This is a genomic window from Pseudomonas sp. GW456-12-1-14-TSB6 (genome assembly GCF_059424205.1).
Window position 1 is genome coordinate 114,687 of the sequence record NZ_JBWKZE010000007.1, and the last position, 24,641, is coordinate 139,327.

Annotated in this window: 24 protein-coding genes and 1 pseudogene; 12 read left to right on the forward strand and 13 right to left on the reverse strand. The window is 62.1% G+C overall.

Annotated features, from left to right (window positions below; translation table 11 throughout):
• Positions 1-45: 45 nt before the first annotated feature.
• Positions 46-2,055: a DNA helicase Rep gene (rep, locus tag AC07Y2_RS08695; protein WP_039765244.1), complete on the reverse strand. Its 2,010-nt coding sequence runs from the start codon at positions 2,053-2,055 to the stop codon at positions 46-48.
• 264 nt (positions 2,056-2,319) lie between these two features.
• Here rep and AC07Y2_RS08700 point away from each other — a divergent pair, with 264 nt between their 5' ends.
• Positions 2,320-3,990, forward strand: a complete 1,671-nt coding sequence (locus tag AC07Y2_RS08700) for a putative bifunctional diguanylate cyclase/phosphodiesterase (RefSeq protein ID WP_039765245.1) — start codon at positions 2,320-2,322, stop codon at positions 3,988-3,990.
• Positions 3,991-4,032: 42 nt separating this feature from the next.
• Here the strand turns inward: AC07Y2_RS08700 and AC07Y2_RS08705 are convergent, their stop codons facing one another.
• Positions 4,033-5,427: a NorM family multidrug efflux MATE transporter gene (locus tag AC07Y2_RS08705; protein WP_103385879.1), complete on the reverse strand. Its 1,395-nt coding sequence runs from the start codon at positions 5,425-5,427 to the stop codon at positions 4,033-4,035.
• A gap of 158 nt (positions 5,428-5,585) precedes the next feature.
• On the opposite strand from AC07Y2_RS08705, the gene AC07Y2_RS08710 reads away from it, so the two are divergent.
• From AC07Y2_RS08710 to AC07Y2_RS08720, 3 genes and pseudogenes are all read left to right on the forward strand, one after another.
• The gene (locus tag AC07Y2_RS08710; protein ID WP_039765247.1) at positions 5,586-6,506 is read left to right on the forward strand and encodes a LysR substrate-binding domain-containing protein; all 921 of its coding nucleotides are present in this window, start codon (positions 5,586-5,588) and stop codon (positions 6,504-6,506) included.
• 180 nt (positions 6,507-6,686) lie between these two features.
• Positions 6,687-7,808, forward strand: a pseudogene (locus AC07Y2_RS08715) (Cache 3/Cache 2 fusion domain-containing protein); the annotation flags it as partial.
• A gap of 132 nt (positions 7,809-7,940) precedes the next feature.
• Positions 7,941-8,663 (forward strand): methyl-accepting chemotaxis protein, encoded by a 723-nt coding sequence (locus tag AC07Y2_RS08720; protein ID WP_371914080.1) that lies wholly within the window; start codon positions 7,941-7,943, stop codon positions 8,661-8,663.
• A 103-nt stretch (positions 8,664-8,766) separates the two neighbouring features.
• Here AC07Y2_RS08720 and AC07Y2_RS08725 read toward each other — a convergent pair whose 3' ends face one another.
• Together AC07Y2_RS08725 and AC07Y2_RS08730 are read right to left on the reverse strand one after the other, a co-directional pair.
• A complete protein-coding gene (locus tag AC07Y2_RS08725; protein WP_103385880.1) occupies positions 8,767-10,260 on the reverse strand; it encodes a YifB family Mg chelatase-like AAA ATPase in 1,494 nt (497 codons plus the stop codon).
• Between the two features lie 306 nt (positions 10,261-10,566).
• Complete coding sequence (locus AC07Y2_RS08730) at positions 10,567-10,827, reverse strand: accessory factor UbiK family protein (RefSeq protein ID WP_011336527.1); 261 nt, start codon at positions 10,825-10,827, stop codon at positions 10,567-10,569.
• A 398-nt stretch (positions 10,828-11,225) separates the two neighbouring features.
• On the opposite strand from AC07Y2_RS08730, the gene glnK reads away from it, so the two are divergent.
• The 4 genes from glnK to sutA all read left to right on the forward strand — a co-directional run bounded on the left by glnK (position 11,226) and on the right by sutA (position 14,009).
• Positions 11,226-11,564 carry a P-II family nitrogen regulator gene (glnK, locus tag AC07Y2_RS08735; protein ID WP_002555808.1) on the forward strand — a complete coding sequence of 113 codons (339 nt, stop codon included), beginning with the start codon at positions 11,226-11,228 and terminating at the stop codon, positions 11,562-11,564.
• Between the two features lie 37 nt (positions 11,565-11,601).
• Positions 11,602-12,939 carry an ammonium transporter gene (locus AC07Y2_RS08740; RefSeq protein ID WP_007951904.1) on the forward strand — a complete coding sequence of 446 codons (1,338 nt, stop codon included), beginning with the start codon at positions 11,602-11,604 and terminating at the stop codon, positions 12,937-12,939.
• A gap of 215 nt (positions 12,940-13,154) precedes the next feature.
• Positions 13,155-13,580 (forward strand): secondary thiamine-phosphate synthase enzyme YjbQ, encoded by a 426-nt coding sequence (locus AC07Y2_RS08745; RefSeq protein ID WP_039765261.1) that lies wholly within the window; start codon positions 13,155-13,157, stop codon positions 13,578-13,580.
• Between the two features lie 102 nt (positions 13,581-13,682).
• Positions 13,683-14,009 carry a dormancy-specific transcriptional regulator SutA gene (gene sutA / locus AC07Y2_RS08750; protein ID WP_039765264.1) on the forward strand — a complete coding sequence of 109 codons (327 nt, stop codon included), beginning with the start codon at positions 13,683-13,685 and terminating at the stop codon, positions 14,007-14,009.
• Between the two features lie 65 nt (positions 14,010-14,074).
• Here sutA and AC07Y2_RS08755 read toward each other — a convergent pair whose 3' ends face one another.
• From AC07Y2_RS08755 to lptM, 6 genes are read right to left on the reverse strand one after another with little or no spacing between them, the layout of a single operon-like run.
• Positions 14,075-14,779 carry an HAD family hydrolase gene (locus AC07Y2_RS08755; protein WP_085667349.1) on the reverse strand — a complete coding sequence of 235 codons (705 nt, stop codon included), beginning with the start codon at positions 14,777-14,779 and terminating at the stop codon, positions 14,075-14,077.
• Complete coding sequence (gene xerC / locus AC07Y2_RS08760; protein ID WP_103385881.1) at positions 14,776-15,675, reverse strand: tyrosine recombinase XerC; 900 nt, start codon at positions 15,673-15,675, stop codon at positions 14,776-14,778. The genes AC07Y2_RS08755 and xerC overlap by 4 nt, the downstream gene beginning before the upstream one ends.
• A gap of 2 nt (positions 15,676-15,677) precedes the next feature.
• Entirely contained in the window at positions 15,678-16,403 is a 726-nt protein-coding gene (locus tag AC07Y2_RS08765; protein WP_007951894.1) for a DUF484 family protein, read from the reverse strand.
• A gap of 13 nt (positions 16,404-16,416) precedes the next feature.
• Complete coding sequence (dapF, locus tag AC07Y2_RS08770; RefSeq protein WP_011336523.1) at positions 16,417-17,247, reverse strand: diaminopimelate epimerase; 831 nt, start codon at positions 17,245-17,247, stop codon at positions 16,417-16,419.
• Positions 17,248-17,251: 4 nt separating this feature from the next.
• Entirely contained in the window at positions 17,252-18,499 is a 1,248-nt protein-coding gene (lysA, locus tag AC07Y2_RS08775) for a diaminopimelate decarboxylase (RefSeq protein WP_039765275.1), read from the reverse strand.
• A 9-nt stretch (positions 18,500-18,508) separates the two neighbouring features.
• The gene (gene lptM / locus AC07Y2_RS08780) at positions 18,509-18,682 is read right to left on the reverse strand and encodes an LPS translocon maturation chaperone LptM (RefSeq protein ID WP_007951888.1); all 174 of its coding nucleotides are present in this window, start codon (positions 18,680-18,682) and stop codon (positions 18,509-18,511) included.
• Positions 18,683-18,921: 239 nt separating this feature from the next.
• Here lptM and cyaY point away from each other — a divergent pair, with 239 nt between their 5' ends.
• From cyaY to rnk, 3 genes are all read left to right on the forward strand, one after another.
• Positions 18,922-19,254, forward strand: coding sequence for an iron donor protein CyaY (gene cyaY, locus AC07Y2_RS08785; RefSeq protein ID WP_007951887.1), 333 nt, complete (start codon positions 18,922-18,924; stop codon positions 19,252-19,254).
• Positions 19,255-19,258: 4 nt separating this feature from the next.
• Positions 19,259-19,483 carry a DUF1289 domain-containing protein gene (locus tag AC07Y2_RS08790; protein ID WP_039765278.1) on the forward strand — a complete coding sequence of 75 codons (225 nt, stop codon included), beginning with the start codon at positions 19,259-19,261 and terminating at the stop codon, positions 19,481-19,483.
• A 128-nt stretch (positions 19,484-19,611) separates the two neighbouring features.
• Positions 19,612-20,022, forward strand: coding sequence for a nucleoside diphosphate kinase regulator (gene rnk, locus AC07Y2_RS08795; protein ID WP_007951886.1), 411 nt, complete (start codon positions 19,612-19,614; stop codon positions 20,020-20,022).
• Positions 20,023-20,028: 6 nt separating this feature from the next.
• On the opposite strand, the gene AC07Y2_RS08800 is transcribed toward rnk, so the two are convergent.
• The 3 genes from AC07Y2_RS08800 to AC07Y2_RS08810 all read right to left on the reverse strand — a co-directional run bounded on the left by AC07Y2_RS08800 (position 20,029) and on the right by AC07Y2_RS08810 (position 23,788).
• The gene (locus AC07Y2_RS08800; protein WP_103385882.1) at positions 20,029-22,872 is read right to left on the reverse strand and encodes a class I adenylate cyclase; all 2,844 of its coding nucleotides are present in this window, start codon (positions 22,870-22,872) and stop codon (positions 20,029-20,031) included.
• A gap of 194 nt (positions 22,873-23,066) precedes the next feature.
• On the reverse strand, positions 23,067-23,312 hold the full coding sequence (locus AC07Y2_RS08805) for a TIGR02647 family protein (protein WP_007951883.1): 246 nt from the start codon (positions 23,310-23,312) through the stop codon (positions 23,067-23,069).
• Between the two features lie 191 nt (positions 23,313-23,503).
• Positions 23,504-23,788: a hypothetical protein gene (locus AC07Y2_RS08810; protein WP_007951881.1), complete on the reverse strand. Its 285-nt coding sequence runs from the start codon at positions 23,786-23,788 to the stop codon at positions 23,504-23,506.
• A 123-nt stretch (positions 23,789-23,911) separates the two neighbouring features.
• Between AC07Y2_RS08810 and AC07Y2_RS08815 the strand changes: the two genes are divergently transcribed.
• Complete coding sequence (locus AC07Y2_RS08815; protein WP_103385883.1) at positions 23,912-24,571, forward strand: glutathione S-transferase family protein; 660 nt, start codon at positions 23,912-23,914, stop codon at positions 24,569-24,571.
• The last annotated feature ends 70 nt before the right edge of the window (positions 24,572-24,641 follow it).

The window sequence follows — 24,641 nt, forward strand, 5'->3', positions numbered from 1 at the left end:
ATTTGGCGCTTTGTGCGCCGAAGGTCTAGTAAAAAGTGGTCAATTCTAGCGCTTTAACATCGCGCGTATATCAGCCAGTGCGCTGTTGCCCCGCACGGCTTTGACTTCGGTCGGTGTGTCGTCGTTGCCTTCCCAGGCCAGGTCGTCCGGCGGCAGCTCATCAAGGAAGCGGCTTGGCGCGCAGTCGATGATCTCGCCGTACTGTTTGCGCTTGGCGGCGAAGGTAAACGCGAGGGTCTGGCGCGCGCGGGTAATGCCCACGTAGGCCAGGCGGCGTTCTTCTTCGATGGTGTCGGCTTCGATGCTGGAGCGGTGCGGGAGGATTTCCTCTTCCATGCCCATGATGAACACGTAGGGGAATTCCAGGCCCTTGGACGCATGCAGGGTCATCATCTGCACGCCTTCGGCGCCGTCTTCCTCTTCCTGCTGACGTTCCAGCATGTCACGCAGGACCAGTTTGCCGATGGCGTCCTCGACGGTCATTTCGCCGTCTTCGTCTTTTTCCAGGGTGTTCTTCAAGGCTTCGATCAGGAACCAGACGTTGCTCATCCGGTAGTCCGCGGCCTTGTCGCTGGAACTGTTGGTGCGCAGCCAGTTCTCGTAGTCGATGTCCATGACCATGCTGCGCAGGGCGGAGATCGGGTCTTCGCCGGCGCACTGCTCGCGCACCTTGTCCATGAAACGCTTGAAGCGCGACAGGCGATCGGTGAAGCGGCTGTCCAGATGTTCGCCCAGACCGAGTTCGTCGGTGGCGGCGTACATCGAGATCTTGCGTTCGGTGGCGTAGTTGCCGAGTTTTTCCAGGGTCGTCGAGCCGATCTCGCGGCGCGGCACGTTGATCACCCGCAGGAAGGCGTTGTCGTCGTCCGGGTTCACGATCAGGCGGAAGTAGGCCATCAGGTCTTTCACTTCCTGACGACCGAAGAAACTGTTGCCGCCGCTCAGACGGTACGGCACCTGATGGTGCTGCAGTTTCAACTCGATCAGCTTGGCCTGGTAGTTGCCGCGATAGAGGATCGCGAAGTCGCTGTACGGGCGGTCGGTGCGCAAGTGCAGGCTGAGGATTTCCATGGCCACGCGCTCGGCTTCGGCGTCCTCGTTGCGGCAGCGGATCACGCGGATCTCGTCGCCGTGGCCCATCTCACTCCACAGCTGCTTCTCGAATTCGTGCGGGTTGTTCGAGATCAGCACGTTGGCGCAGCGCAGGATGCGGCTGGTGGAGCGGTAGTTCTGCTCCAGCATCACCACTTTCAGGGACGGATAGTCGTCCTTGAGCAACATCAGGTTTTCCGGCCGCGCGCCGCGCCAGGCGTAGATCGACTGGTCGTCGTCGCCCACCACGGTGAACTGGTTACGCTTGCCGATGAGCATTTTCACCAGCAGATACTGGCTGGCGTTGGTGTCCTGGTATTCGTCGACCAGCAGGTAACGCACCTTGTTCTGCCACTTTTCGAGGATGTCGGCGTGCTCTTCGAAGAGTTTCACCGGCAGCAGGATCAAGTCGTCGAAGTCCACCGCGTTGAACGCCTTGAGCGTGCGCTGATAGTGGGTGTAGACGATGGCGGCGGTCTGTTCCTTGGGGTTGCGGGCGTTTTCCAGGGCCTGGGCCGGCAGGATCAGGTCGTTTTTCCAGGCGCCGATCATGTTCTTGATCTCGTCGACGCCGTCGTCGCCTGCATATTCCTTCTGCATGATGTCGGTCATCAGCGACTTGACGTCGGTTTCATCGAAGATCGAGAAACCGGGTTTGTAGCCCAGCCGTTCATGTTCCTTGCGGATGATGTTCAGGCCCAGGTTGTGGAAGGTGCAGACCGTCAGCCCGCGTCCTTCACCTGGACGCAGCAGGGTGCCGACACGTTCTTTCATCTCGCGCGCGGCCTTGTTGGTGAAGGTCATGGCGACGATGTACTGGGCGCGGATGCCGCAGTTCTGGATCAGGTGCGCAATCTTGCGCGTGATCACGCTGGTCTTGCCGGAGCCAGCACCGGCGAGCACCAATAGAGGGCCGCCGACGTAGTTCACGGCTTCTTGCTGCCGGGGATTGAGTCGGGACATACGAAAATTCGGGAGTCGTTGACGAAATGGGCCGGCATTTTAACAGGCTCAGCGATTTGTGCTGCTCTCTCCGACTTGTGACGCAGCACGCGATTCAAATTTGCCGGTTTTGTTACTTTCACGCAGGATGCGCGGTGATTTTGCGGCTAATGTTCTCATTCGTGACACAAAATAACGTTTTGATAACCGTTGTCGTTTGGTCATTGGTTGCCGCAACGGCATAATGCCCGCCGCCCACATCATTGCAGAGTCTAGGGAGTCAGCTTGACTACGCCTGTCGAACCCTTGCGTTTGCTGCTACTGGCCGAAGAGCCAGCGTGGACAGCGTTATTGCGCGAGTGTCTGGCGCCGTTGGGAAGTACGGCGGTGCTGATCAGCGCGCCGAGCTGGGAGTCGGTCAGCAGCCTGTTCGAAGACAACCGCCACGCGGTGTTGTTGACCGTTCCCGCGTTGCAGCCGGCGCCCGGCCGTTGCAGCCTGCCGACGGTGTTGCTGTTGGAACACGAGCCGGCGACCGCGCCCGACGGCGTCAGCGACTGGCTGGTGTTCGATGCCCTCGATCCCGGCATGCTCCGGCGTTGCCTGCGGCATGTGCGCGAACGCGGCGTGCTGGAAAATACCCTGCAACGCCTGGCCGAACAGGATCCGCTGACCGGCATCGCCAACCGCCAGGGCTTCCAGACCCTGCTGACGGCGCGCCTCGCCGAAAACGACGGTCGCGGCCTGGCCCTCGGGCACCTTGATCTCGACAACTTCCGTCACGCCAACGACGCCCTTGGCCACCAGGCCGGCGACCGCCTGATCCTGCAAGTCGTCGCACGGCTGAAAAGTCAGCTGGAAGTCGGCGATCAACTGGCGCGCCTCGGCAGCGATGAATTCGCCTTGCTGATCGATACCCGCCGCGCCCCGCAACGGGCCGAATGGATGGCCGAGCGCATTACCGAAGCCCTGGCCGAACCTTATTGGGTCGACGGGGAAAGCCTGTTGATCGGCTCCAGCCTGGGCATCGCCCATGCCCGCGCCCAGGGTGGTGCGGATCCGCTGATGTGGCACGCGCACATCGCCATGCAGCAGGCCAAGAGCACTCAGGGCTGCACCTTTCACATCTTCAACGAGCGGATCAACCGCAACGCGCGGAGCATGGCCGACCTCGAAAGCGAGCTGCGCCGGGCGTTGCGCCGTGACGAGCTGGAGCTGCACTACCAGCCGCGCCTGAACCTGCAGGACGGCCAGATCGTCGGCCTCGAAGCGCTGGTGCGCTGGCGCCATAGCGAACGCGGCCTGCTGCCGCCGAGTGAATTCGTGCCGCTGGCGGAGCAGAGCGGCCTGATCGTGCCGCTGGGTTATTGGGTGATATCCCGGGCCCTGCGCGACATGCAGGCGTTGCGCGAACGCGGACTGCCGGCGCTGCACATGGCGATCAACCTGTCGTTCCGCCAGTTTCAGGACAGCCAGTTGCTGCCGACGCTCAGCCGTCTGATCGCCGAGCGCGGCGTCGAGGCGCAGTGGCTGGAATTCGAACTCACCGAAACCGCCGTGATGCGCCGCAGCGATCTGGTCAAGCAGACCATGGACGCGCTCGGTCGCCTCGGCGTGCGATTTTCGCTGGATGATTTCGGCACCGGGTTCTCATCGTTCGTGCACCTCAACAGCCTGCCGATCACCTTGCTGAAGATCGACAAGAGCTTTGTCGGCGGCATGGAGCAGCGTGAAGAGAACCGCAAACTGGTGCACGCGATGATCAATCTCGCGCACAACCTGCACCTGGAAGTGGTGGCCGAAGGGGTGGAAACCCGGGAGCAACTGGATCTGTTGCGCGGGTTCGGCTGCGATCAGGTGCAGGGTTACCTGATCAGCAAGCCGTTGCCGTTGGCGGAACTGGTTGAATATCTGGTGGTTGACGCCAGCCAGCCGCCGCTGGGTATCGTGGTTTAGCCTCAAATCCCTGTGGGAGCGAGCTTGCTTCCACAGGGAAACTCATTCCGGCTGAGCGATCTTGAAACCTTGAGATTGCGGCTCGAGCCGAATCATCCGCTTCATCTTCCATTCGAACGCCAGCGTCAGGCTCACCGCCGCGCAGGCCAGCCCCAGCGCCAGACCCCACCAGACGCCGGTCGGCCCCCAGTGCAGATGGAACGCCATCAGCCACGCCGCCGGCGCACCGATCAGCCAGTAGCAAACGAGCCCGACCAGGAATGTGGTCTTGGCATCCTTGAGCCCGCGGATGCAGCCCATGGCAATCGTCTGCGTGCCGTCGAACAGCTCGAACCACGCCGCCACGGCCAGCAGGCTGACGGCCAGACGAATCACCTCGGCAAACGCCGGGTCGTTATGGTCGAGGAACAAACCGACCAACTGATTCGGCAGCAACCAGAACACCATCGCAAACCCCAGCATTACCACCGCACCAAAGACGATGCCGACCCGTCCCGACATCCGCGCATCGTTCAATTGCCCGGCGCCGTAATGCTGGCCGACGCGCATGGTGATCGCATACGACATCCCCGCCGGAACCATGAATGCCACCGAGACAATTTGCAGGGCGATCTGGTGCGCCGCCAGTTGCGTGCTGCCCATGGTGCCCATGCACAGCGCCGCGAAGGCGAACAGCCCGACTTCCACCGCGTAGGTGCCGCCGATAGGCAGGCCCAGGCGCCAGAGTTCTTTCAAATACTGCCGATTTGGCCGCGACAGACCTTCGCGAAGCGGGTAGGCGTCATAGGCCGGATGCCGGCGAATGTGCCAGGCCAGTGCCAGCGCCATGCAGTTGGCAACGATCGCCGTGACCAGACCGATACCGGTCAGCCCCAGTTTCGGCAGGCCGAACAGGCCGGTGATCAGCGCGTAGTTGAGCAGGAAGTTGGCCACCGTACCGGCGAGGCTGATGACCATCACCGGCGTTGCCCGGCCGATGGCGCTGGTGAAGCCGCGCAAGGCCATGAAGCTCAGGTAGCCGGGCAGGGCGAACGGCAGGGCGATCAGAAATTGCCCGGCGGCGTTGACGTTGGTCTCGGTCTGGCCGAACAGCAACAGCACCGGTTTCAGGTTCCACAACAACAGCCCGGCACCGAGCGCCATCAGCCACGCAAGCCACAGCCCGGCCTGGGTCAGGCGGGCGGCGCCGATGATGTCGCCGGCGCCCTGACGAATCGCCACCAGGGTGCCAACCGCCGCAATCACGCCGATGCAGAAAATCGACACGAACGAATAGCTCGCCGCGCCCAGACCGCCACCGGCCAGCGCTTCGGGACTGAGGCGCGCCATCATCAGGGTGTCGGTCAGCACCATCAGCATGTGCGCCAACTGCGAGGCGATCAACGGCCCCGCCAGAAGCAGGATGGCCCAGAGTTCGGTACGCACAGGACGCTGCATGGCGTTCACATCCTTATAAAAGAGGGAGCAAGAGACCGTCGATTCTCAGGGTTTGGCGCAGGTTGCACAAAGGGATAAAAAGGATGGATGGCATGATTAAAACTCATCCTTCCGCGATTCTGCTAAGTTGGCGCAATCCCGCCATAGGAGCGCTGTGCATGTCCCGTCGTCTTCCCCCCTTGTATGCCCTGCGCGCATTCGAAGCGGCGGCCCGCCACAGCTCGTTCACCCGGGCGGCCGAAGAGCTGTCGATCACTCAGAGTGCAGTGAGCCGGCACATCCGCACGCTCGAAGAGCATTTCGCCTGCCGCTTGTTCCACCGCAGCGGGCGCAACCTGCAACTGACCGAGTCGGCACGTCTGCTGCTGCCGGGCATCCGTGATGGCTTTGCTGCGTTGGAACGGGCCTGCAATACCTTGCGCGCCGAAGATGACATCCTGCGCATGAAAGCCCCGTCGACCCTGACCATGCGCTGGTTGCTGGCGCGGCTCAGTCGTTTCAGGCATTTGCAGCCAGGCAACGAAGTGCAACTGACCAGCGCGTGGATGGACGTGGACTCCGTGGACTTCAACAACGAGCCATTCGATTGCGCGGTGTTGCTCAGTGACGGGCATTTCCCGCCGGACTGGGAAGCCAGCCTGCTGTTTCCGGAGGAGCTGATTCCGGTTGGCGCGCCAAATCTGCTCAACGATCAGCCGTGGGACGTGGCGCGGCTGGCCAGCGCCGAGCTGCTGCACCCGACGCCGGATCGCCGGGACTGGCGCAGTTGGCTGGAACACATGGGACTGTCGGAACAGGTGTCGCTCAAGGGCGGGCAGGTGTTCGACACCCTGGAGCTGGGCATGATCGCGGCAGCCAGGGGCTATGGGGTGTCCATGGGCGATCTGCTGATGGTGGCCGAGGATGTCGCGCAAGGGCGCTTGAGCCTGCCCTGGCCGACGGCGGTCGCCAGCGGACTGAATTATTACCTGGTATGGCCAAAGACCCGCCCCGGAGGTGAACGTTTGCGCCGCCTCAGCGACTTCCTGCAAGGCGAAGTCCGCGCCATGACGCTGCCGGCGGTCACGCGCTTGAGCTGAATCGTTCGAGCCTGCACAATGCCGGCCTTTCGCCATAACCCTGCTGTTCGCTCAAGTATTCGGTTTTACCGCCGAATACGTGCATGTGGAACCGTCGTGCCGGTTACCACGATTCACCCCCATTAGAAAATTATCCGAGCTGCGATCAAGGAGGATCGGAAGTTCGGCCAGGAGCTGTCCATGTCTCAACCTCGCGCTCGGATCGCCTCGCAGCTGGGCCTCGCGCTCGCCGTGATACTGGCGATTGTCATCAGCGGCAGTACAGTCTTTGCTTTGCGTTCGCTGGATACCGCCAACCTCGCCACACGTGAGGAGCACCTCGCCAGTGAGGCGCGTCTGCTCGCCGACCAATTGAGCACCTTCCACGGCACGCTGCGCGAAAGCACCCAGCGCCTGAGCGGGTTGTTCGAGAAGCGCTTCAGCGCCGGCCTGAGCATTCATCCGAGCGAGCCGGTGACCGTGGCCGGCACCCAGACGCCGGGCCTGCACCTGGGCAGCGAAGTGTTGAACAACAACTTCAAGGAAGTCGACGAGTTCAAGCAGATGACGGCGGGTGTCGCCACGCTGTTCGTGCGCAGCGGCGAAGACTTCATTCGCGTCAGCACCTCCCTGAGCAAACAGGACGGCACCCGCGCCATCGGCACCGTGCTCGACCACGCCCACCCGGCCTATGCGAAGTTGATGGCAGGGCAGGGGTACGTTGGCCGTGCCTTGCTGTTCGATCGTTCCTACATGACTCAGTACACCCCGGTGCGTGACAGCAGCGGCAAGGTGATTGCCGTGTTGTTTGTCGGCTTCGATTACACCGACGCGCAGAACGCCCAGTTCGCCAATCTCAAGCGCTTCCGCATCGGCCAGACCGGTTCGCTGGCATTGCTGGACGAGAAAAACCAATGGCTGGTGGCCCCGGCGGGCGTGCAGGCGCTGGATCAAGCGATTCCGGTAATCAACGATCTGGCGAAAGCGCCGGGTAAAGGCCGGTTCTGGAGCGACAAGTCCGAAGATTTCTACAGCATCGCCGTGCCGTTCGAGGGTGGGCCATGGTCGGTGGTGGCGAGCATGCCGAAGGCCGAGATCCGCGCGGTGACCTGGAGCGTCGGCACCCAGCTGGCCATCGGCAGTCTGCTGGCGATGCTGCTGGCGGTGGGCTCGGTGGTCTGGTTGCTGCGCAGCAAACTGGCGCCTTTGGGCGATCTGGTACGTCAGGCCGAAGCCTTGGGTGCCGGTGATCTGAGCGTACGTCTGAGCGTGTCGAGCAATGACGAAATCGGTCAACTGGCGCGCGCTTTCAACCAGATGAGCCAGGCCCTGTCGACCATGGTCGAGCACATTCGTCGCGCCTCCGAAGAGGTCAACCGTCGGGCTCAGGCTCTGTCCGGTCTGTCCGGCGGCGCCTATGAAGGCATGGAGCAACAGTCTGGCGAAATCACCAGCATGGCCGGTGCCGTTGAAGAATTCTCCGCCACTTCGCTGAACATTGCCGACAACATGGGCAACACCCAGCGCCTTGCCCAGGAAAACGCGCAGCAGACGCAGATCGGTCGCACGTCGATGGAGGAAGCGTCTTCCTCGCTGGAGCAGATTGCCGGCGCACTGAACACCACCGCGACCGTGATCAACACGCTCGGTCAGCGTTCCCAGGAAATCGGCGGCATCGTCAGCGTGATCACCTCGATTGCCGAACAGACCAACCTGCTGGCACTCAACGCCGCCATCGAAGCGGCCCGTGCCGGCGAGCAGGGTCGCGGCTTTGCCGTGGTGGCCGACGAGGTGCGCAGCCTGGCTTCGCGTACCCGTCAGGCGACGGATGAAATTTCCAGCATGATTCACAGCATTCAGCAGGAAACCGGCAACGCCATCAGCAACATGGAGCAGGGCAATCTGCTGATGCAGGAAGGGCTGTCGCGCAACGCCAACGTCGCTTCGGCGCTGGCGCGCATTGACGAGCAAAGTCGCTCGGCGGGTGAGCAGTTTGCCGCGATCACCACCGCGACTCAGGAGCAGAGCAGCACCGCGACTTTGCTCAGCAGCAACTTGCAGAGCATCGCGATGGCCAACAGCGAGCAGCGCGAAGTGGTGTCTAACCTGGCCATCACCGCCAAGGAACTGGAAGGCCTGGCAGCCGACCTGCGCCAAGAGGTCGACCGCTTCCGTTGAGGCGTCTCTGAAATAGCGATCGCGAGCAGGCTCGCACACAGGATCTATGTTGGACTTGTGGGAGCGAGCCTGCTCGCGATTGGGGCCACCCCAAACTCAGCACTTACTGAGTCGCCGGCCGATACTGCAACGCTTCGGCCAGATGCTCGCGACTGATATCCGCGCGCTTCTCCAGATCCGCCAGCGTCCGCGCGACCTTGAGCAACCGATGCGCCGAGCGCAGCGACAAGGTCAGTCTTTCGCACGCCGTCTCCAGCCAGGTTTCATCGGCTGTGGATAACTTGCAGTGCTTCTTCAGCCCCGGCAAATCGAGAAATGCATTGGCACAGCCCTGGCGTTTTTGCTGACGCTCACGGGCTTCGGCAACCAGCGTGGCCGCGCTGGCGCTGTCCTCTCCCGGTTTCACCGCCGGGTTCAACGCTGTCGCCTCCCGCGCCACCGTCAGGTGCAAATCGATCCGGTCCAGCAACGGCCCCGACAGTTTGTTGCGATAGCGCTGCACCATGTCCGGTGTGCATGAGCATTTGCCGCTCGGTTCGCCGAGATATCCACAGGGGCAGGGATTCATCGCCGCCACCAATTGGAATCTCGCGGGAAACCGCACCCGTTCCTTGGCCCTTGCGATCACGATGCAGCCGGATTCCAGCGGTTCGCGCAGCACCTCCAGCACCTTGCGATCAAACTCGGGCAGCTCATCGAGAAACAGCACGCCGTGATGGGCGAGGGTGATTTCGCCGGGCTGAGGTTTTGAACTGCCACCGACCAATGCCGGCCCGGAAGCCGAGTGATGCGGTTGGCGGAACGGGCGTTGCGGCCAGTGAGTCAGCGGCGCGCCACTGGCGACGGATTGAATCGCCGCCACTTCCAGCGCTTCACTCTCGGTCAGCGGTGGCAGCAGCCCTGGCAAACGACTGGCCAGCAATGTCTTGCCCGTCCCCGGTGGCCCGCTGAACAGCAGGTTGTGGGCGCCGGCAGCGGCAATCAGCAGCGCCCGTTTGGCCGCCAGTTGGCCCTGTACTTCATTCAGGTCGGGATAAGGTTTGGCAGCATGGATCAGCCCGTCCGAGACATAAGGCTCGACTGGCGTATGCCCGTTGAAATGCGCCACAGCCTCCAGCAGATGATCCACCGCAATCACCCTCAGTCCCGACGCCAGACACGCCTCTTCGGCATTCGCCCGCGGCACCACCAGCGTCCGCCCGGCCTTGCGCGCTGCCAGTGCCGCCGGCAACACCCCGCGCACCGCCCGCACGGCGCCGGACAACGCCAGTTCGCCAAGGCACTCCACGTCATCCAGCGTCAAGGTCGGCACCTGCACGCTCGCCGACAGAATCCCCAGCGCAATCGCCAGATCGAACCGCCCGCCATCCTTGGGCAGATCCGCCGGTGCCAGATTCAGAGTGATCCGCCGCGCCGGAAACTGCAGCCCGGAATTGATGATCGCACTGCGCACCCGATCCTTGCTCTCTTTCACCGCCGCTTCAGGCAGGCCGACCATGGTCAGCGAGGGCAGGCCGTTGGCCAGGTGGACTTCGACGGTGACGGCGGGGGCATCCACGCCAATCTGGGCGCGGCTATGGACGATGGCGAGGGACATGGTCGTTCCTTGAGTTGAATCGAGGGGCCGCTTCCTGCGGGTTTTTGAAGGGTAGTCGGGGAGGGGAGTGTTGGAGGGACGGTTGCCTGGGCAAACCTTCACTGGATGTTGCGGTCGACAGCCGCACATATCTCGAGGCGAAAAAAAACCGCCTTGAGGAGACGGTTTTCAGTTGCAGGCTTCGGTGAGGCCAAGGCCTGCGCGTCCTTAGTGGACACACTCACGTTTGCTCAGGTTATGCAGGTTTGATCGCTGGCACAAGCATCAACGAAATTCCGCCAACCAGTTGCGGGCTGGGATGAGGACTCACTCAGCCGGCGGCGTCAGCTTCGCTTCCAGCTCAGCCACCTTCGCCTCAAGGCTCTCGAGCCGGGCGCGAGTACGCGCCAGCACCACCATCTGACTGTCAAACTCTTCGCGGCTCACCAGGTCCAGTTTGCTGAAGGCACTTTGCAGCAGCATCTTGAACTGGCTTTCGATTTCGGCTTTTGGCAACGGCGTGTCGCCGCTGAACAGGCGGGAGGCGGTGCCGCTCAGGGCGTCGAGGAAGTCTTTGGGCGCGAGCATGGGATATGTCCTGGAAACAATGGCCGGCAGTGTATCACGCAGTGTCTATAGTCATTGGCGCAGGCACGGATGCACGCTTTTCGCGCAACGGGATGCACGGCCACGCACCGTTGTTGTGCGTATCCGGAGTGCCATTTGGGTGATGGCATCTGTGGCAGCGGCCAAGGGATTGAAATCAGTGGTTTTTGGCGAGATGGCAAGCTTTCTGCTTAGTCACCCTCGACCCATGCACTGATGCAGTCGCTGTGACGAATGCAGTGCGGCAGACGGAGCGGGGAGTTTCGTCTGGAGCGGTTAGCTGGCGTCGACAACGAAGCGTTACAAAGCCAGGCACTGCGCTTAGACTTGAGTCGGGTTTGTTTTCCTGGGGCAAGTCCACCAATTCGGGAGAGAGTTTCATGAAGCTAGTCACTGCCATCATCAAGCCGTTCAAGTTGGACGACGTGCGCGAGTCGCTGTCCGAAATCGGCGTGCAGGGCATTACCGTTACTGAAGTCAAAGGCTTCGGTCGGCAGAAGGGTCACACCGAGCTGTATCGCGGCGCGGAGTATGTGGTCGATTTTCTGCCCAAGGTGAAAATCGACGTTGCCATCGACGACAAGGATCTGGATCGGGTTATCGAGGCGATAACCAAGGCTGCCAACACCGGCAAGATCGGTGACGGCAAGATCTTCGTGGTCAATCTGGAACAGGCGATCCGCATCCGTACCGGCGAAACCGATACCGACGCGATCTAAACGCCGCCACAAACCCAACGCCCCAGGAGAAAACAATATGACTCTGCGTAAATTCGCAGGGCTAGGAGCCCTGTTGTCTATCGTAATGCCCGGCCTGGCCATGGCGGCAGACGAAGTGGCAGCCCCAGTCCTGAATTCCGGCGACACTGCCTGGATGCTTACTTCCACAGCCCTCGTGCTGTTCATGACCATTCCCGGCCTCGCGCTGTTCTACGGCGGCATGGTCCGGTCGAAAAACATTCTTTCCGTGATGATGCAGTGCTTCGCCATTACCGGTCTGATCAGCGTCCTGTGGGTCATTTATGGCTACAGCATCGCGTTCGACACCACCGGCATGGAGCAGGGCGTCGTCAACTTCAATTCGTTCGTGGGCGGTTTCGGCAAGGCGTTCCTGGCCGGCGTCACCCCAGCGAGCCTGACCGGCCCGGCGGCGCTGTTCCCCGAGGCGGTCTTCATCACCTTCCAGATGACCTTCGCGATCATCACTCCGGCGCTGATCGTCGGTGCGTTCGCCGAGCGGATGAAGTTCTCCGCGATGCTGATCTTCATGGGCATCTGGTTCACCCTGGTCTACGCACCGATCGCGCACATGGTCTGGTCCGGCAACGGCGGCCTGATGTGGGACTGGGGCGTGCTCGACTTCGCCGGCGGCACCGTGGTGCACATCAACGCCGGTGTGGCCGGTCTGATTGCCTGCCTGGTACTGGGTAAACGCAAAGGTTTCCCGACCACCCCGATGGCGCCACACAATCTGGGTTACACCCTGATGGGCGCGGCGATGCTGTGGGTCGGCTGGTTCGGCTTCAACGCCGGCTCCGCTGCGGCCGCCAACGGCACTGCCGGCATGGCGATGCTGGTGACCCAGATCGCGACCGCCGCTGCTGCATTGGGCTGGATGTTCGCCGAGTGGATCACTCACGGCAAACCAAGCGCACTGGGTATCGCATCCGGCGTCGTTGCAGGTCTGGTCGCGATCACTCCGGCCGCTGGCACCGTGGGCCCGATGGGCGCACTGGTGATCGGTCTGGCAGCAGGCGTGGTGTGCTTCTTCTGCGCCACCACCCTGAAACGCAAACTCGGTTATGACGACTCCCTGGACGCCTTCGGCGTGCACGGTATTGGCGGTATCCTCGGCGCGATCCTGACCGGTGTGTTCGCTGCACCGTCGCTGGGTGGCTTCGGCACCGTTACCGACATCGCCGCACAAGTCTGGATTCAGTGCAAAGGCGTCGGCTTCACCGTGATCTACACCGCGATCGTCACCTTCATCATCCTCAAGGTGCTGGATGCCGTGATGGGTCTGCGCGTAACCGAGGAAGAAGAATCGGTCGGCCTGGATCTGGCACAACACAACGAGCGCGGCTACAACCTGTAAGCACGCGCCGCAAAAAACTTGCCCGGCTTGCCGGGCATTTTTTTATCTGGAATTTGTCTTCCCTGATACAGCTGAAAGGATTTTTCGTACTGCTTTGGTCGTGTTTACGACGAGTGTTTTTCTGCGGCCAAAGGCTTACATCATTGAAGGAATATTAGGGCCTTTGTTTTTTTCCAGAGCGCGCTAGAATGCGCCCCGAACGTGCGGAGAACTGTATGTGGCAACAGACTCTGATAACCCTGCGGGCACGGCCCCGGGGCTTTCATCTGGTGACGGACGAGTTGCTCGCCGGTCTGCCCGAACTCAAGGCATGCCGGGTCGGTCTGTTGCATTTGTGGCTGCAGCATACCTCGGCGTCGTTGACCATCAACGAGAACGCCGATCCGGCGGTACGTCGCGACTTCGAACGATTTTTCAATCGTCTGATCCCACAAGGAACAGACGGCTATGAGCATAACGACGAAGGCCTGGACGACCTCCCGGCGCACTTCAAGGCCAGCGTGCTGGGCTGTCAGATCAGTTTGCCGGTAACGGCGGGTCGACTGGCACTGGGCACTTGGCAAGGCGTTTACCTGGGCGAGCACCGTGATCATGGCGGTGCCCGTAAAGTCCTCGCCACCTTGCACGGTGAAGGGGCATAAACCGTTGGTCACCAATGGTTACTGATTTTTTTCCGGCGACTTTCGACAGTCGCCAAAGCTGGTCTATAACTAATCTGCTTTTCGCAAGTCATGAGGTAGAACATGAGCGACGATGATCTGGAAAACGACGACCTCGAAGTAGGCGACGAAGACGAGGCCGAAGACGGTCTGGAAGCAGCAGCGGAAGACGCTGCTGAAGACGATGGCGGTGACGATACGCCGGTCCCGGCTGCCAAAGGCAAGGCCAAGGCGGCGGTGTCGGTCGACGAGTTGCCGAGCATCGAAGCCAAGAACAAGGAGCGCGATGCCCTGGCCAAGGCCATGGAAGAGTTCCTTGCGCGCGGCGGCAAGGTGCAGGAAGTGGAGGCCAACGTGGTCGCCGATCCGCCCAAGAAGCCGGACAACAAGTACGGCAGCCGCCCTATCTGAGGCGTGGCGCTTGCTTGCTGAAAAAGCCCGCCGTCGCTGCGGGCTTTTTCATGGGCGAAAGAAAATCAGCCGCGGCTGTTCCAGCGGGCGAGCACCGCGGGCAGATCGTTCAGGCTGCGAATCTCGGCATCCGGCAGGCGCTCCGCTTCCCAGACCTTGCCGGCGGGGTTGAACCAGATCGCTCGCAGACCGGCCTGCTGCGCCCCGGCGATGTCGTCCCCCGGGTGATCGCCGATATGCACGGCGGCTTCGGCGCTCACGCCACCGCGCTGCAACGCTTCATGGAACAGGCGCGCATCCGGCTTGGCGATGCCGATGTCTTCGGCGCACAGCGCAAACTTGAAGTAGTCCGCCAGTCCGAGACGACGGACATCGGCGTTGCCGTTGGTGACCACCCCGAGAGCGTAGTGTTTGGCGAGGGTTTCCAGGATCGGCTCGACCTCCGGGAACACCTCGATCTGATGCCGCGCATGCAGAAACACTTCAAAACTCTTGTCTGCCAGATCCGACGCTTCGCTGTGGGCGTATCCGGCTTCCTCCAGCGCATGGAACAGCACTCGCCGGCGCAGCGCGCTGATGCGGTGCTTGAGTCCCGGCTCGTTGGCCAGCACCCGTTCGCGGATCGACCACAGATGCTCCACCGGCACCGCGCCCAGATTCGGCGCATGTTCGCTCAGCCATTCGCGCAAAACCGCTTCGGCGCTGACGATCACCGGGGCGGTGTCCCACAGGGTGTCGTCGAGATCGAAGGTGATCAACTGGATGCTCATGAATCGTCGCCTTTCATGCGTTTGGCCCGTGGATGGGCGCTGTCGTAGACCGCCGCCAGGTGCTGGAAGTCCAGGTGGGTATAGATCTGGGTGGTCTTGATGTCCGAGTGGCCGAGCAATTCCTGCACCGCGCGCAGATCCTGAGAGGACTCGAGCAAATGGCTGGCGAAGGAGTGCCGCAGCATGTGCGGGTGCAGGTTCTGCCCCAGTTCGCGCTCGCCGGCCAGTTTGACCCGCACCTGAATCGCTCGCGGGCCGAGGCGTCTGCCTTGCTGGCTGACGAACACCGCATCGTCCGCCGGATTGGTCAGCGCCCGCAGCGGCAGCCATTGTTCCAGCGCTTCCCGGGCCTTTTTGCCGACCGGCAACAGGCGCGTCTTGCTGCCCTTGCCGAGTACCTGAACCATGCCGTCGGCCAGATCGAGCTGATCGAGATTGAGCCCGGTCAGCTCCGACAGGCGCAGGCCGGAGGAATAGAACAGCTCCAGAATTGCCTGATCGCGCCGCGCGAGAAAATCGTCCTCGACCGCACCTTCAAGCAGTTGCAGGGCGCGGTCCGTGTCGAGGGTTTTCGGCAGGCGGCGTTCGCCTTTGGGCGGTGCCAGGCCGGTGGCCGGATCGTGGTCGCAGAGGCCTTCGCGATTCAGGTAGTGATAGAGCCCGCGCACCGCCGAGAGCAGGCGCGCCAGACTGCGCGAGGACTGGCCTTGGGCATGCAGGCGGGCGATCAGGCTGCGCAGGCGCTGGATGTCGAGCGCCTGCCAGCTGCCGATGTTCTGTTTGATGCACCAGCCGAGGACTTTATCGAGATCGCGCCGGTAGGCCGACAGCGTATGCGGCGACACCTGCCGCTCACTGCGCAGGTGTTCGCAGTAAGCGTCCAGTTGTCGTTCCATGCTCAGCGTACCGAGCGCAGGGAGCTGTTGACCCGTGGCAGCACGCGACCCATGACTTCGGCGATGTAGCTGAGGAACAGCGTGCCGACCGAGCTCTTGTAGTGCTGCGGATCACGGCTGGCGATGGCCAGGATTCCGTGGATGCCCTGATGGCTGACGGCGACCACGGCGGTGGAGCCGATCTGCTTGCGCTGTTCTTCGCCGAACAGGAAGTCCAGCTCATGCTCGCGCAGGCTGCCACTGACGCTCTTGCCTTCGGTGAGCAGGCCGCCGATGGCGGTTTGCGCGTCGGCGTGGGTCACCCAGCGGCCGACCGGGGCCGGGTTGTCGCCGAGCAGGATCAGGCTGACGAAGGGCACCTGGAAATCCTGACGCAGGCTGTCTTCGACGCTGATCACCACATCTTCCAGGGTGGCAGCGTCCATCAGGGCGAGGATCAGGCGACGGGTCTTGTCGAACAGGCGATCGTTGTCCCGGGCGACGTCCATCAAGTGCGAGAGGCGGTGACGCATCTCGATGTTGCGGTCGCGCAGGATGGCCATCTGGCGCTCGACCAGCGAGACGGTATCGCCGCGCTGATGGGGGATGCGCAGGGACGGCAGCAGTTCTTCATGCTCGACGAAGAAGTCCGGATGAGCCTCCAGGTACGCGGCAACTGCTGCCGCCTCCAGGCTCTCGGACGCTGATTCACCGGACTGTCGGGCGGGTACCTGAGGCTTATCGGTCATGGCTTCTGCTCACTCAAAGACGCACTTGTCCTTCGTATACGCGCACTGCCGGGCCGGTCATCAACACCGGTTGGCCGGGGCCTGCCCACTCAATGGACAGACGCCCGCCCGGCAGGTCGATCAACAGCGGCGAATCCATCCACCCCTGACTGATCGCCGCTACAGCAGCAGCGCAGGCACCGGTGCCGCAGGCCTGGGTTTCCCCGGCGCCGCGTTCCCAGACGCGCAGTTGCGCGCGATGGCGGTCGATGACCTGGAGAAAACCGACGTTGACCCGCGCCGGAAAGCGCGGGTGATGTTCGATTTTCGGCCCCAGTTCATGCACCGGTGCAGTGTTGATATCGCTGACCCGCAGCACCGCATGGGGGTTGCCCATGGACACCGCGGCCAGATCGACCGGCGTACCGTCGACATCGACCTGATAACTCAGGGCCTGCTCCGGCGCCTGGAACGGAATGTCCGCCGGCACCAGGCGCGGGGCGCCCATGTTCACGCCGATCTGGCCGTCGTTACGCACGTCCAGTTCGATGATGCCGCCCTTGGTCTCGACGCGGATCTGCCGTTTGGCGGTCAGACGCTTGTCGAGCACGAAGCGGGCGAAGCAGCGCGCACCATTGCCGCACTGCTCCACTTCGGAACCGTCGGAGTTGAAGATCCGGTAACGGAAGTCCACATCCGGATTGCTCGGCGCTTCGACGATCAGCAACTGGTCGAAACCGATGCCGGTGTGCCGGTCGCCCCACATTTTTGCGTGCTTGGGCTGAATATGCGCGTGCTGGCTGACCAGGTCGAGGACCATGAAGTCGTTGCCCAGGCCGTGCATCTTGGTAAAACGCAGCAGCATGGGGTTACTCCGGCAGCAGGCTTTCGCCGGCAAACAGCTCGGCCACGGTTTCGCGGCGACGCACTTCAAAGGCCTGATCGCCATCCACCAGCACTTCGGCGGCACGGCCGCGGGTGTTGTAGTTGGAGCTCATCACGAAACCGTAGGCACCGGCCGAATGCACGGCCAGCAGATCGCCTTCTTCCAGCGCCAGTTCGCGTTCCTTGGCGAGGAAGTCGCCGGTTTCGCAGATCGGGCCGACCACGTCGTACTTGCGTGCGGCGGTGTCGCGCGGTTTGACCGCGGTCACGTCCATCCAGGCCTGGTACAGCGCCGGGCGGATCAGGTCGTTCATGGCCGCGTCGACGATGGCGAAGTCTTTGTGCTCGGTGTGCTTGAGGTACTCGACCTGAGTCAGCAGCACGCCGGCGTTGGCGACAATGAAACGGCCCGGCTCGAACACCAGCGCCAGATCACGGCCGACCAGGCGCTCGCGCACAGCCTTGATGTAATCGGCAGCCAATGGCGGCTCTTCGTCGCGATAACGCACACCCAGGCCGCCACCGAGATCGATGTGGCGCAGGTGGATGCCGCAATCGCCAAGGCGATCGACCAGATCCAGCAGGCGATCAAGGGCATCGAGGAACGGCGGCAGAGTGGTCAGTTGCGAACCGATGTGGCAGTCGACGCCGACCACTTCCAGGTTCGGCAAGTGCGCGGCACGCACGTACACGTCTTCGGCGTCGGTGATGGCGATGCCGAACTTGTTCTCTTTGAGACCGGTGGAGATGTACGGGTGGGTGCCGGCATCGACGTCCGGGTTCACGCGCAGCGAGATCGGCGCGCGAACGCCCAACTCGGCCGCGACCACTTGCAGGCGCTCGAGCTCGTCGGTGGATTCGACGTTGAAGCAATGCACGCCGACTTCCAGCGCACGGCGCATGTCGTCACGGGTCTTGCCGACGCCGGAGAACACGATCTTGTCCGGGCTGCCGCCGGCGGCCAGCACGCGTTCCAGCTCGCCACGGGAGACGATGTCGAAACCGGCGCCGATACGGGCCAGGACATTCAGGACGCCGAGGTTGGAGTTGGCCTTGACCGCGAAGCATACCAGGTGCGGCATGCCGGCCAGCGCATCGGCGTAGGCCAGGTACTGGGCCTCGATGTGGGCGCGGGAGTAGACGTAGGTCGGTGTGCCGAAGCGATCGGCGATGGCGGACAGCGCCACACCTTCCGCGAACAGCTCCCCGCCACGGTAGTTAAAAGCGTCCATGGCGATCCCTTAGTAAACGTCGTGCTTGTGTGCCTTGGAGACAGGCTGCTTTTGCGAAGACTGGGCTTGCTCGGCCGGGTCCTGATCTTCATCGGGCAGGTACAGCGGGCCTTTCTGACCGCAGGCCGAAACGAGACAGGCAACCGCGACGAGCGCAGCAAGGGAAGAGATCAGGCGCTTCATGGCGAAATCCTTGAAAATGCGTTAATTGCGCCGGAGTATACCGGCCACCCGGCAGCTTGCCTATGCGACGGAACTCCCGTCCGGCGGGGCTCGGGCTGCGGCGCGGAAACTTTTCCCGCGTGGCGGGTGGATTTTTCGTCGCCGGGCAGGGCGCTTGGTCGTTATCCTTTGCAATCGGCTGGCAGCGTCCGTATCTTGCGGCGCTTGAGCCTGATCAGACATTTTTTGAGGTTGCCGCAATGAGTTTGTCCGAAGCCCGTTTCCACGATCTGGTCGATGAAACCCAGGAAAAACTGGAAGACATCTTCGACGACAGCGACCTGGACATCGACATGGAGAACTCGGCCGGTGTGCTGACCGTCAAGTTCGAAAACGGCACCCAGCTGATCTTCAGCCGTCAGGAACCGTTGCGTCAGCTGTGGCTGGCCGCCGTGTCCGGTGGTTTCCACTTCGACTACGACGAAGAAAGCGAACGCTGGATGTGCGACAAGAGCGAAGAACAGCTGGGCGAAATGCTCGAGCGCATCGTCAAGCAGCAGGCCGGCACCGAATTCGATTTCGAAGGCCTGTGATTTCGTGACTGACACCGCGCCCGCCCGTCCGCCGAAGCCGCTCTACAGCAACGTCAGCCCGGCCGTGCCTTCGCCGTGCACCGGCGTGTGCCGGCTGGATGAGCAGAAGGTCTGCCTCGGCTGCATGCGCCATGTCGAAGACATCCGCGAGTGGCGTGCGGCCGATGACGAGCGCCGCCGGGTGATTTGTGCGCAGGCCGCTCAGCGCCGGCAGCTCGCCGGAGCGTAGCTTGTATATTTTTTGAGCTGTGATAGTGTCCGGAAACGCCTCAACCCATCGAGGCCTGGTGAAAACCCCGTCTTTTTTGGCGGGGTTTTGCTTTTTTTGTGTGCAGAAGAAAGGAGTCTGCCCGGATCATGACCGCACCTTCCATCACCCTTACCCGTCTGGACGTGCAACGTCTGGAGCGCCTGATCGACAGCCTGGATGACACGCTGCCGGGCGTGATCGCGCTGCAAACCGAACTGGACCGCGCCGATACCCTGGTCGGTCACGATGAAGTGCCTGCCGATGTCGTGACGATGAATTCCCGTGTGCACTGCCGCGAAGAAAGCAGCGGTAAGGACTACCACCTGACCCTGGTCTATCCGAAGCACGCCAATGCCGACGAAGGCAAAGTCTCGATCCTGGCCCCGGTCGGCAGTGCGCTGCTGGGCCTGAAGGTTGGTCAGCACATCGACTGGCCAGCCCCGGGCGGCAAGACCCTGAAACTGACCTTGCTCGAAGTCGAATCGCAGCCGGCCAACGGCGGTGATTTCCCGGAGTAACCCGCCTCAGACCTGCTCGAGCGCCTCGTTCAGAGAGCGTTCAAGGTCGGCCTTGTAACGCAGATACAGATTGCTCGAACTCTGCCCGTCACCGATCACGCCCGACAGGTCCAGGTCGGTGATGTAGCAGCGGTAGCGCTCGGTTTCCCGGCGCTGCCCGACGATCTCCCGGGCGACCACGCTGAACAGCTGGTCGCCATGTTCCAGCTCGCTGAATTCCCGTTGATTGCAATACAGCGTGACCTGCACTTCGCCGGGCGCGGCTTTGCCGACGATCGCCTGCACGTCGTAGAACGGTTTGTTGACCGGCGTCTGCGGCGCCGGGCGCATTTCGACCCGTCGCGCGCGTCCCGGCCCTGATGGCAATAACTGGTAATACAAGATTTCAAGGCTGGCGGCATGGCCCGCATCCATCGGCAGCAGCGCTTCGCGGCGGAACTGGATCGACTGCAGGAACCGCTGCAATGGCACCAACAGGCTTTGCTCGTCGTGAAAGGGCAAGTGCTGTTGCCACAGCGCATTGAATTCGTCGAGTACGTACAGCTCGGCGGTTTGTTCGGTGATCCGGTAGAACACCTGAATGCATTCAGGCTGGCCCATCGGCAGGATCAGCGCCAGGTCGTGGTCTTCCAGCGCCATCGGGTCCAGGTGCAGCGGGCTGTAGCGCGGCTGTTCCTCGCCCAGGTAATCGAGCAGCGCCGGCAGGGTGGCGAGGGCGACATGGTTGACCTGACCCGGCACCAGTTCCAGCACGTGGTAATGCTGCTGCACCTGGATCAGGTAGCGGTGATTCAGGTCGCTGAGCAACAGGGTCTGCGCGGTGTCGATGATTTCTTCCACCCGTCGCGCGATGAACTGCGCGCGGTTGTGACAGAAGCAGCGCACTCGCAGCGACGGCTGTTGCGCTCCGCGCGGCAGATTGTTGAGGTAATCGCGCAGGCAGTCCATCAGGGCATGCGGGCCATCGAAGCGGTTGACCAGCACTTCGTTCCAGCTGTTGAGCGTGACCTGATCCAAGGTCAACACCAGGTTCTCGCGCACACCGGCGTAGCTCAGCGAATCGGTACGCTCGGTGGTCATCAGGATGTTCAGGTCGCGGTGATGCTTGAGCGGATCGACCCCGACATTCACCAGCATCAACACTTCGTTCGGTACGGCGGCGCGCAGCAGCGGTTCTTCGGCAACGGTCGGCAAGGGCAGGGGGATGCTCTGTTGCAGGCTGCCGAGCAGGTTGAACAGCTCGAACTCGCTCATGTCGCTGGTGCCGGGGTGCAGGGCCAGTCGGGTGCTGCTGTCGATCACGCCGTTGCGGTGGCACCAGGTCAACAATTCCAGCAACTCGCGGCTGCGCTTGATCGGTGCGAAGTGTTCCCACTCCAGCGCTGTCAGGCTGCCGTTGTAAAGGCCCCACTGGGTCTGGCCCGGTTCCTTTTTGTTCGGCGATTGCACCAGGGTCAGCGTGTCTTCGGCCAGGTCCGGGGCGATGCCGGGATTGATGAACTCGACCTTGTCCGCCTTGCGCTCGAACGCCGCATACAGGCGCCGTCCGAGAACGTTGAGGTCGCGCTTGTTGATCAGGCTGACGGTCTGCTCTGCGCGGGCGAACTGGGTCAGGAATCGATAGCTGTAATTGAGTTCGTTGACCAGCGCCCGGCGTTCGGCGCTGACTTGGCGGACTTTCCACTGGCTGCGGCTGTCGAGCAGCGCCAGTTGCCGCTGATCCCAATGCCATTCGCTGGCCAGTCTTTCCAGCAGTGAGCGCTGCCAACTCTGGGTTCGGCTGTTGCCGGTGAGCTTGCGGTTGACCTTGAGGTACAGCGCACGGCGTACCAGCTCAAGCCGCTCCGGTTCGTTGCGCGCTGTGAGGTATTCCTCGATCCGGCGGTAGACCACCATGTACGGATCCAGCTCGTCGAGGTCCAGCCGATTGGCGAACACCGCTTGCTTGAAGCGCAGGCTCAGGCACTGCACATGCGGATGCTCGCTGGCGTAGACCTCGGTCAGCAGCAGCTTGAGCACCGATTTGTAAGGTGACTCGATGCCCTTGAACAGTTGCCACAGCCCGGCGCCGACGAATTCGCCCGGCGGAATGTGCGCCATCGGCCCCAGGTCGAGGGTTTCATCGTTGCGGATGAAACGCTTGGAAATCAGGGTGTGGGTGTACGCGTCATAGGCGCGTTCTTCGTAGACCGGCACCAGCCACCAGATCGGCGTGCGCCCAGCCAGCCAGATCGCGGTGCGGTAGAACTCGTCCAGCAGCAGATAGTGCTGGGTGGTGCCGCAATCTTCGGAGCTGAGCTGAGTATCGCGTTCGCCTTTGACGAAACGTACCGGGTCGATCAGGAAAAAGTGCGCCTCGGCTCCCTGGCTGGCGGCCCAGGTTTCGAGCAACTGGCACTTCTTGCGCAGTTCGGCCAGCTCACTATCGCTCAGGTCGGGGGCGTGGCAGACCCACACGTCCATGTCGCTCTGGTCTGCCTGGGCCAGCGTGCCGAGGCTGCCCATCAGGAACAGACCGTGAATCGGCCGTGGCGGGTTGCTGCCGTGACGCGGCTTGTAGGAAAACGAGCGGGTCAGGCGCTGGGCTTCGGCGAGCGCCTCGGCGTCAGGCTCGTAATTTGACAGCCCGGTTGGCGTGCTGCCCGAGACATAACCCGGCAGCAGCGGATGATTAACGTGAAAAAACAGCGGCAGCAGCGTCAGCACACTTTGCTGGCGCGTCGACAGGCCTTCCCGCGCCCGGTTCAGGCGGCCTTCATTGAGTTTCAGAAAGCGTGCACGTAGCTGGCTGAGTACCTTGCGGTCGATGCCTTCGTCGAGGTCGGGGCGGATTTCATGGGTGCGGGTCATGTCGGCTCAAACCGGCGCGCAGGGCTCGGAGGCAAGGGGTCTCGGGTGTCCGGGAGTTTAGCGCCTGAGCGGCAGGAGTTTTAAGCTGAATTTGTTTTTTGACGTCAGATTTCTATCGCGCGGTGATGGACGACGTTCATGGCTGGCCCGCGGAAATCCCGTGACAGGGGTTTCCGTGGGCAAAGTCGGAAGGATCAGGCGGTTTGCTGCTCTTTGAGAATCGTCAGTACGGTTTGCACGTTTTGTGCGGCATCGCGACCGAGGCTGGTCAGGTAACCGCCATCAGGCTGGTCTGTCAGTTCTTTTTCGAACAGGCGTTGTGCGGCGGCAATGTGCTTCGGGGCAGCGGTCTGATGAATTTTCAGACCTTCCTGGGAACTGTCCAGGTTGAAGAGTGCGAGGACTTCCAGTTCGGCAACCAACTCAGGGGTAAGCGACATAAGGACTCCAGACTTTCTAGGAATTGGACGACAGCGCCCCTAAGGTGAACCTGCCGGCGTGGCCTGTCCAGTGCGCGTGTCAGGGTTTTTGTCCCGGGGTGGATTCCAGTGTAGTCAGGGAGCGGGAGAAGACCGCGCAGATGGGTGACAAATTGTGTGGGAGCAGGCGGGCTCCCACAGGGCGGGGCCGTTTACTGCTTTTCCGGTGGCAGCTCGGGCAGTGCGCGCAGCGCGGTTTCGTACCACTCGGTATCGAACGCGCGGTCTTCGTCGAGCATCGCGTCGATTTCACAGGCCAGCACGTGGGCCATCAGATTCAGGATGTCATCACGCTCGTAACCGACCAGCGTCAGCTTGTTGAAGGTTGCCTTGGCCGCTGGCGGGTTGTCGCTTTCGATCTGGTTCTCGATCGCTTCGATCAGCGTCGATTCGGTGAACTCTTCTTCATCATTGTCGATGTCAGTCGGCTCGCTCATGGCAGGCTCCTCAAGGAAAGGCGCCAGTTTACCCGCATTCAGCGGCGTGATGCTGCTGGCGCGAATCCCTGGTGCGATCTATAAACAGGCACTGCCCACCCCGCACGGCCTGGAGGCTATGTGATGTTCAAGCTCTATGGATTCTCCGTCAGCAACTACTACAACATGGTCAAGCTGGCGCTGCTGGAAAAAGACCTGCCGTTCGAAGAGGTCACGTTCTACCCGACGCCAACGCCGGAGTCCCTGGCCATCAGCCCGCGCGGCAAGGTGCCGGTGCTGGGGACCGAAGGTGGCTACATCAATGAAACGATGGTGATGCTCGAATACCTTGAAAGCAGCCAGAAGGGTGTCCCGCTGTTGCCGACCGAGCCGTTTGCCCGCGCTCAGGTGCTGGCGGTGGCCAAGGAAATCGAGCTGTACATCGAGCTGCCGGCCCGTGCCTGCTATGGCGAGGCGTTTTTCGGTACGACGCTGCCGGAAGCGATCAAGGAGAAAACCAAGGCTGAATTGCTGCTGGGCTTTGCGGCACTGGGCCGTCACGGCAAGTTCGCCCCTTATGTGGCGGGCGACAGCCTGACTATTGCGGATTTGTACTTCCTCTACAGCGTGCCGTTGGCAGTTGCGGTGGGGCACAAGCTGTTCGGTCTGGATTTGCTGGCACAGATGCCGAAGGCCAAGGCGCTGCTGGAGCGGCTGGAGCAGAATCCGCACGTGCAGAAGATTGCAGCGGACAAGGAAGCGGCGATGCCGACGTTTTTGGCGATGATCGCTGCGAAGAAGTAGCAGTTTTAGCGTTTTTGAAAGAGCAATCGCCAGCAGGCTGGCTCCCACACTGAATTTGTATTCACAGATC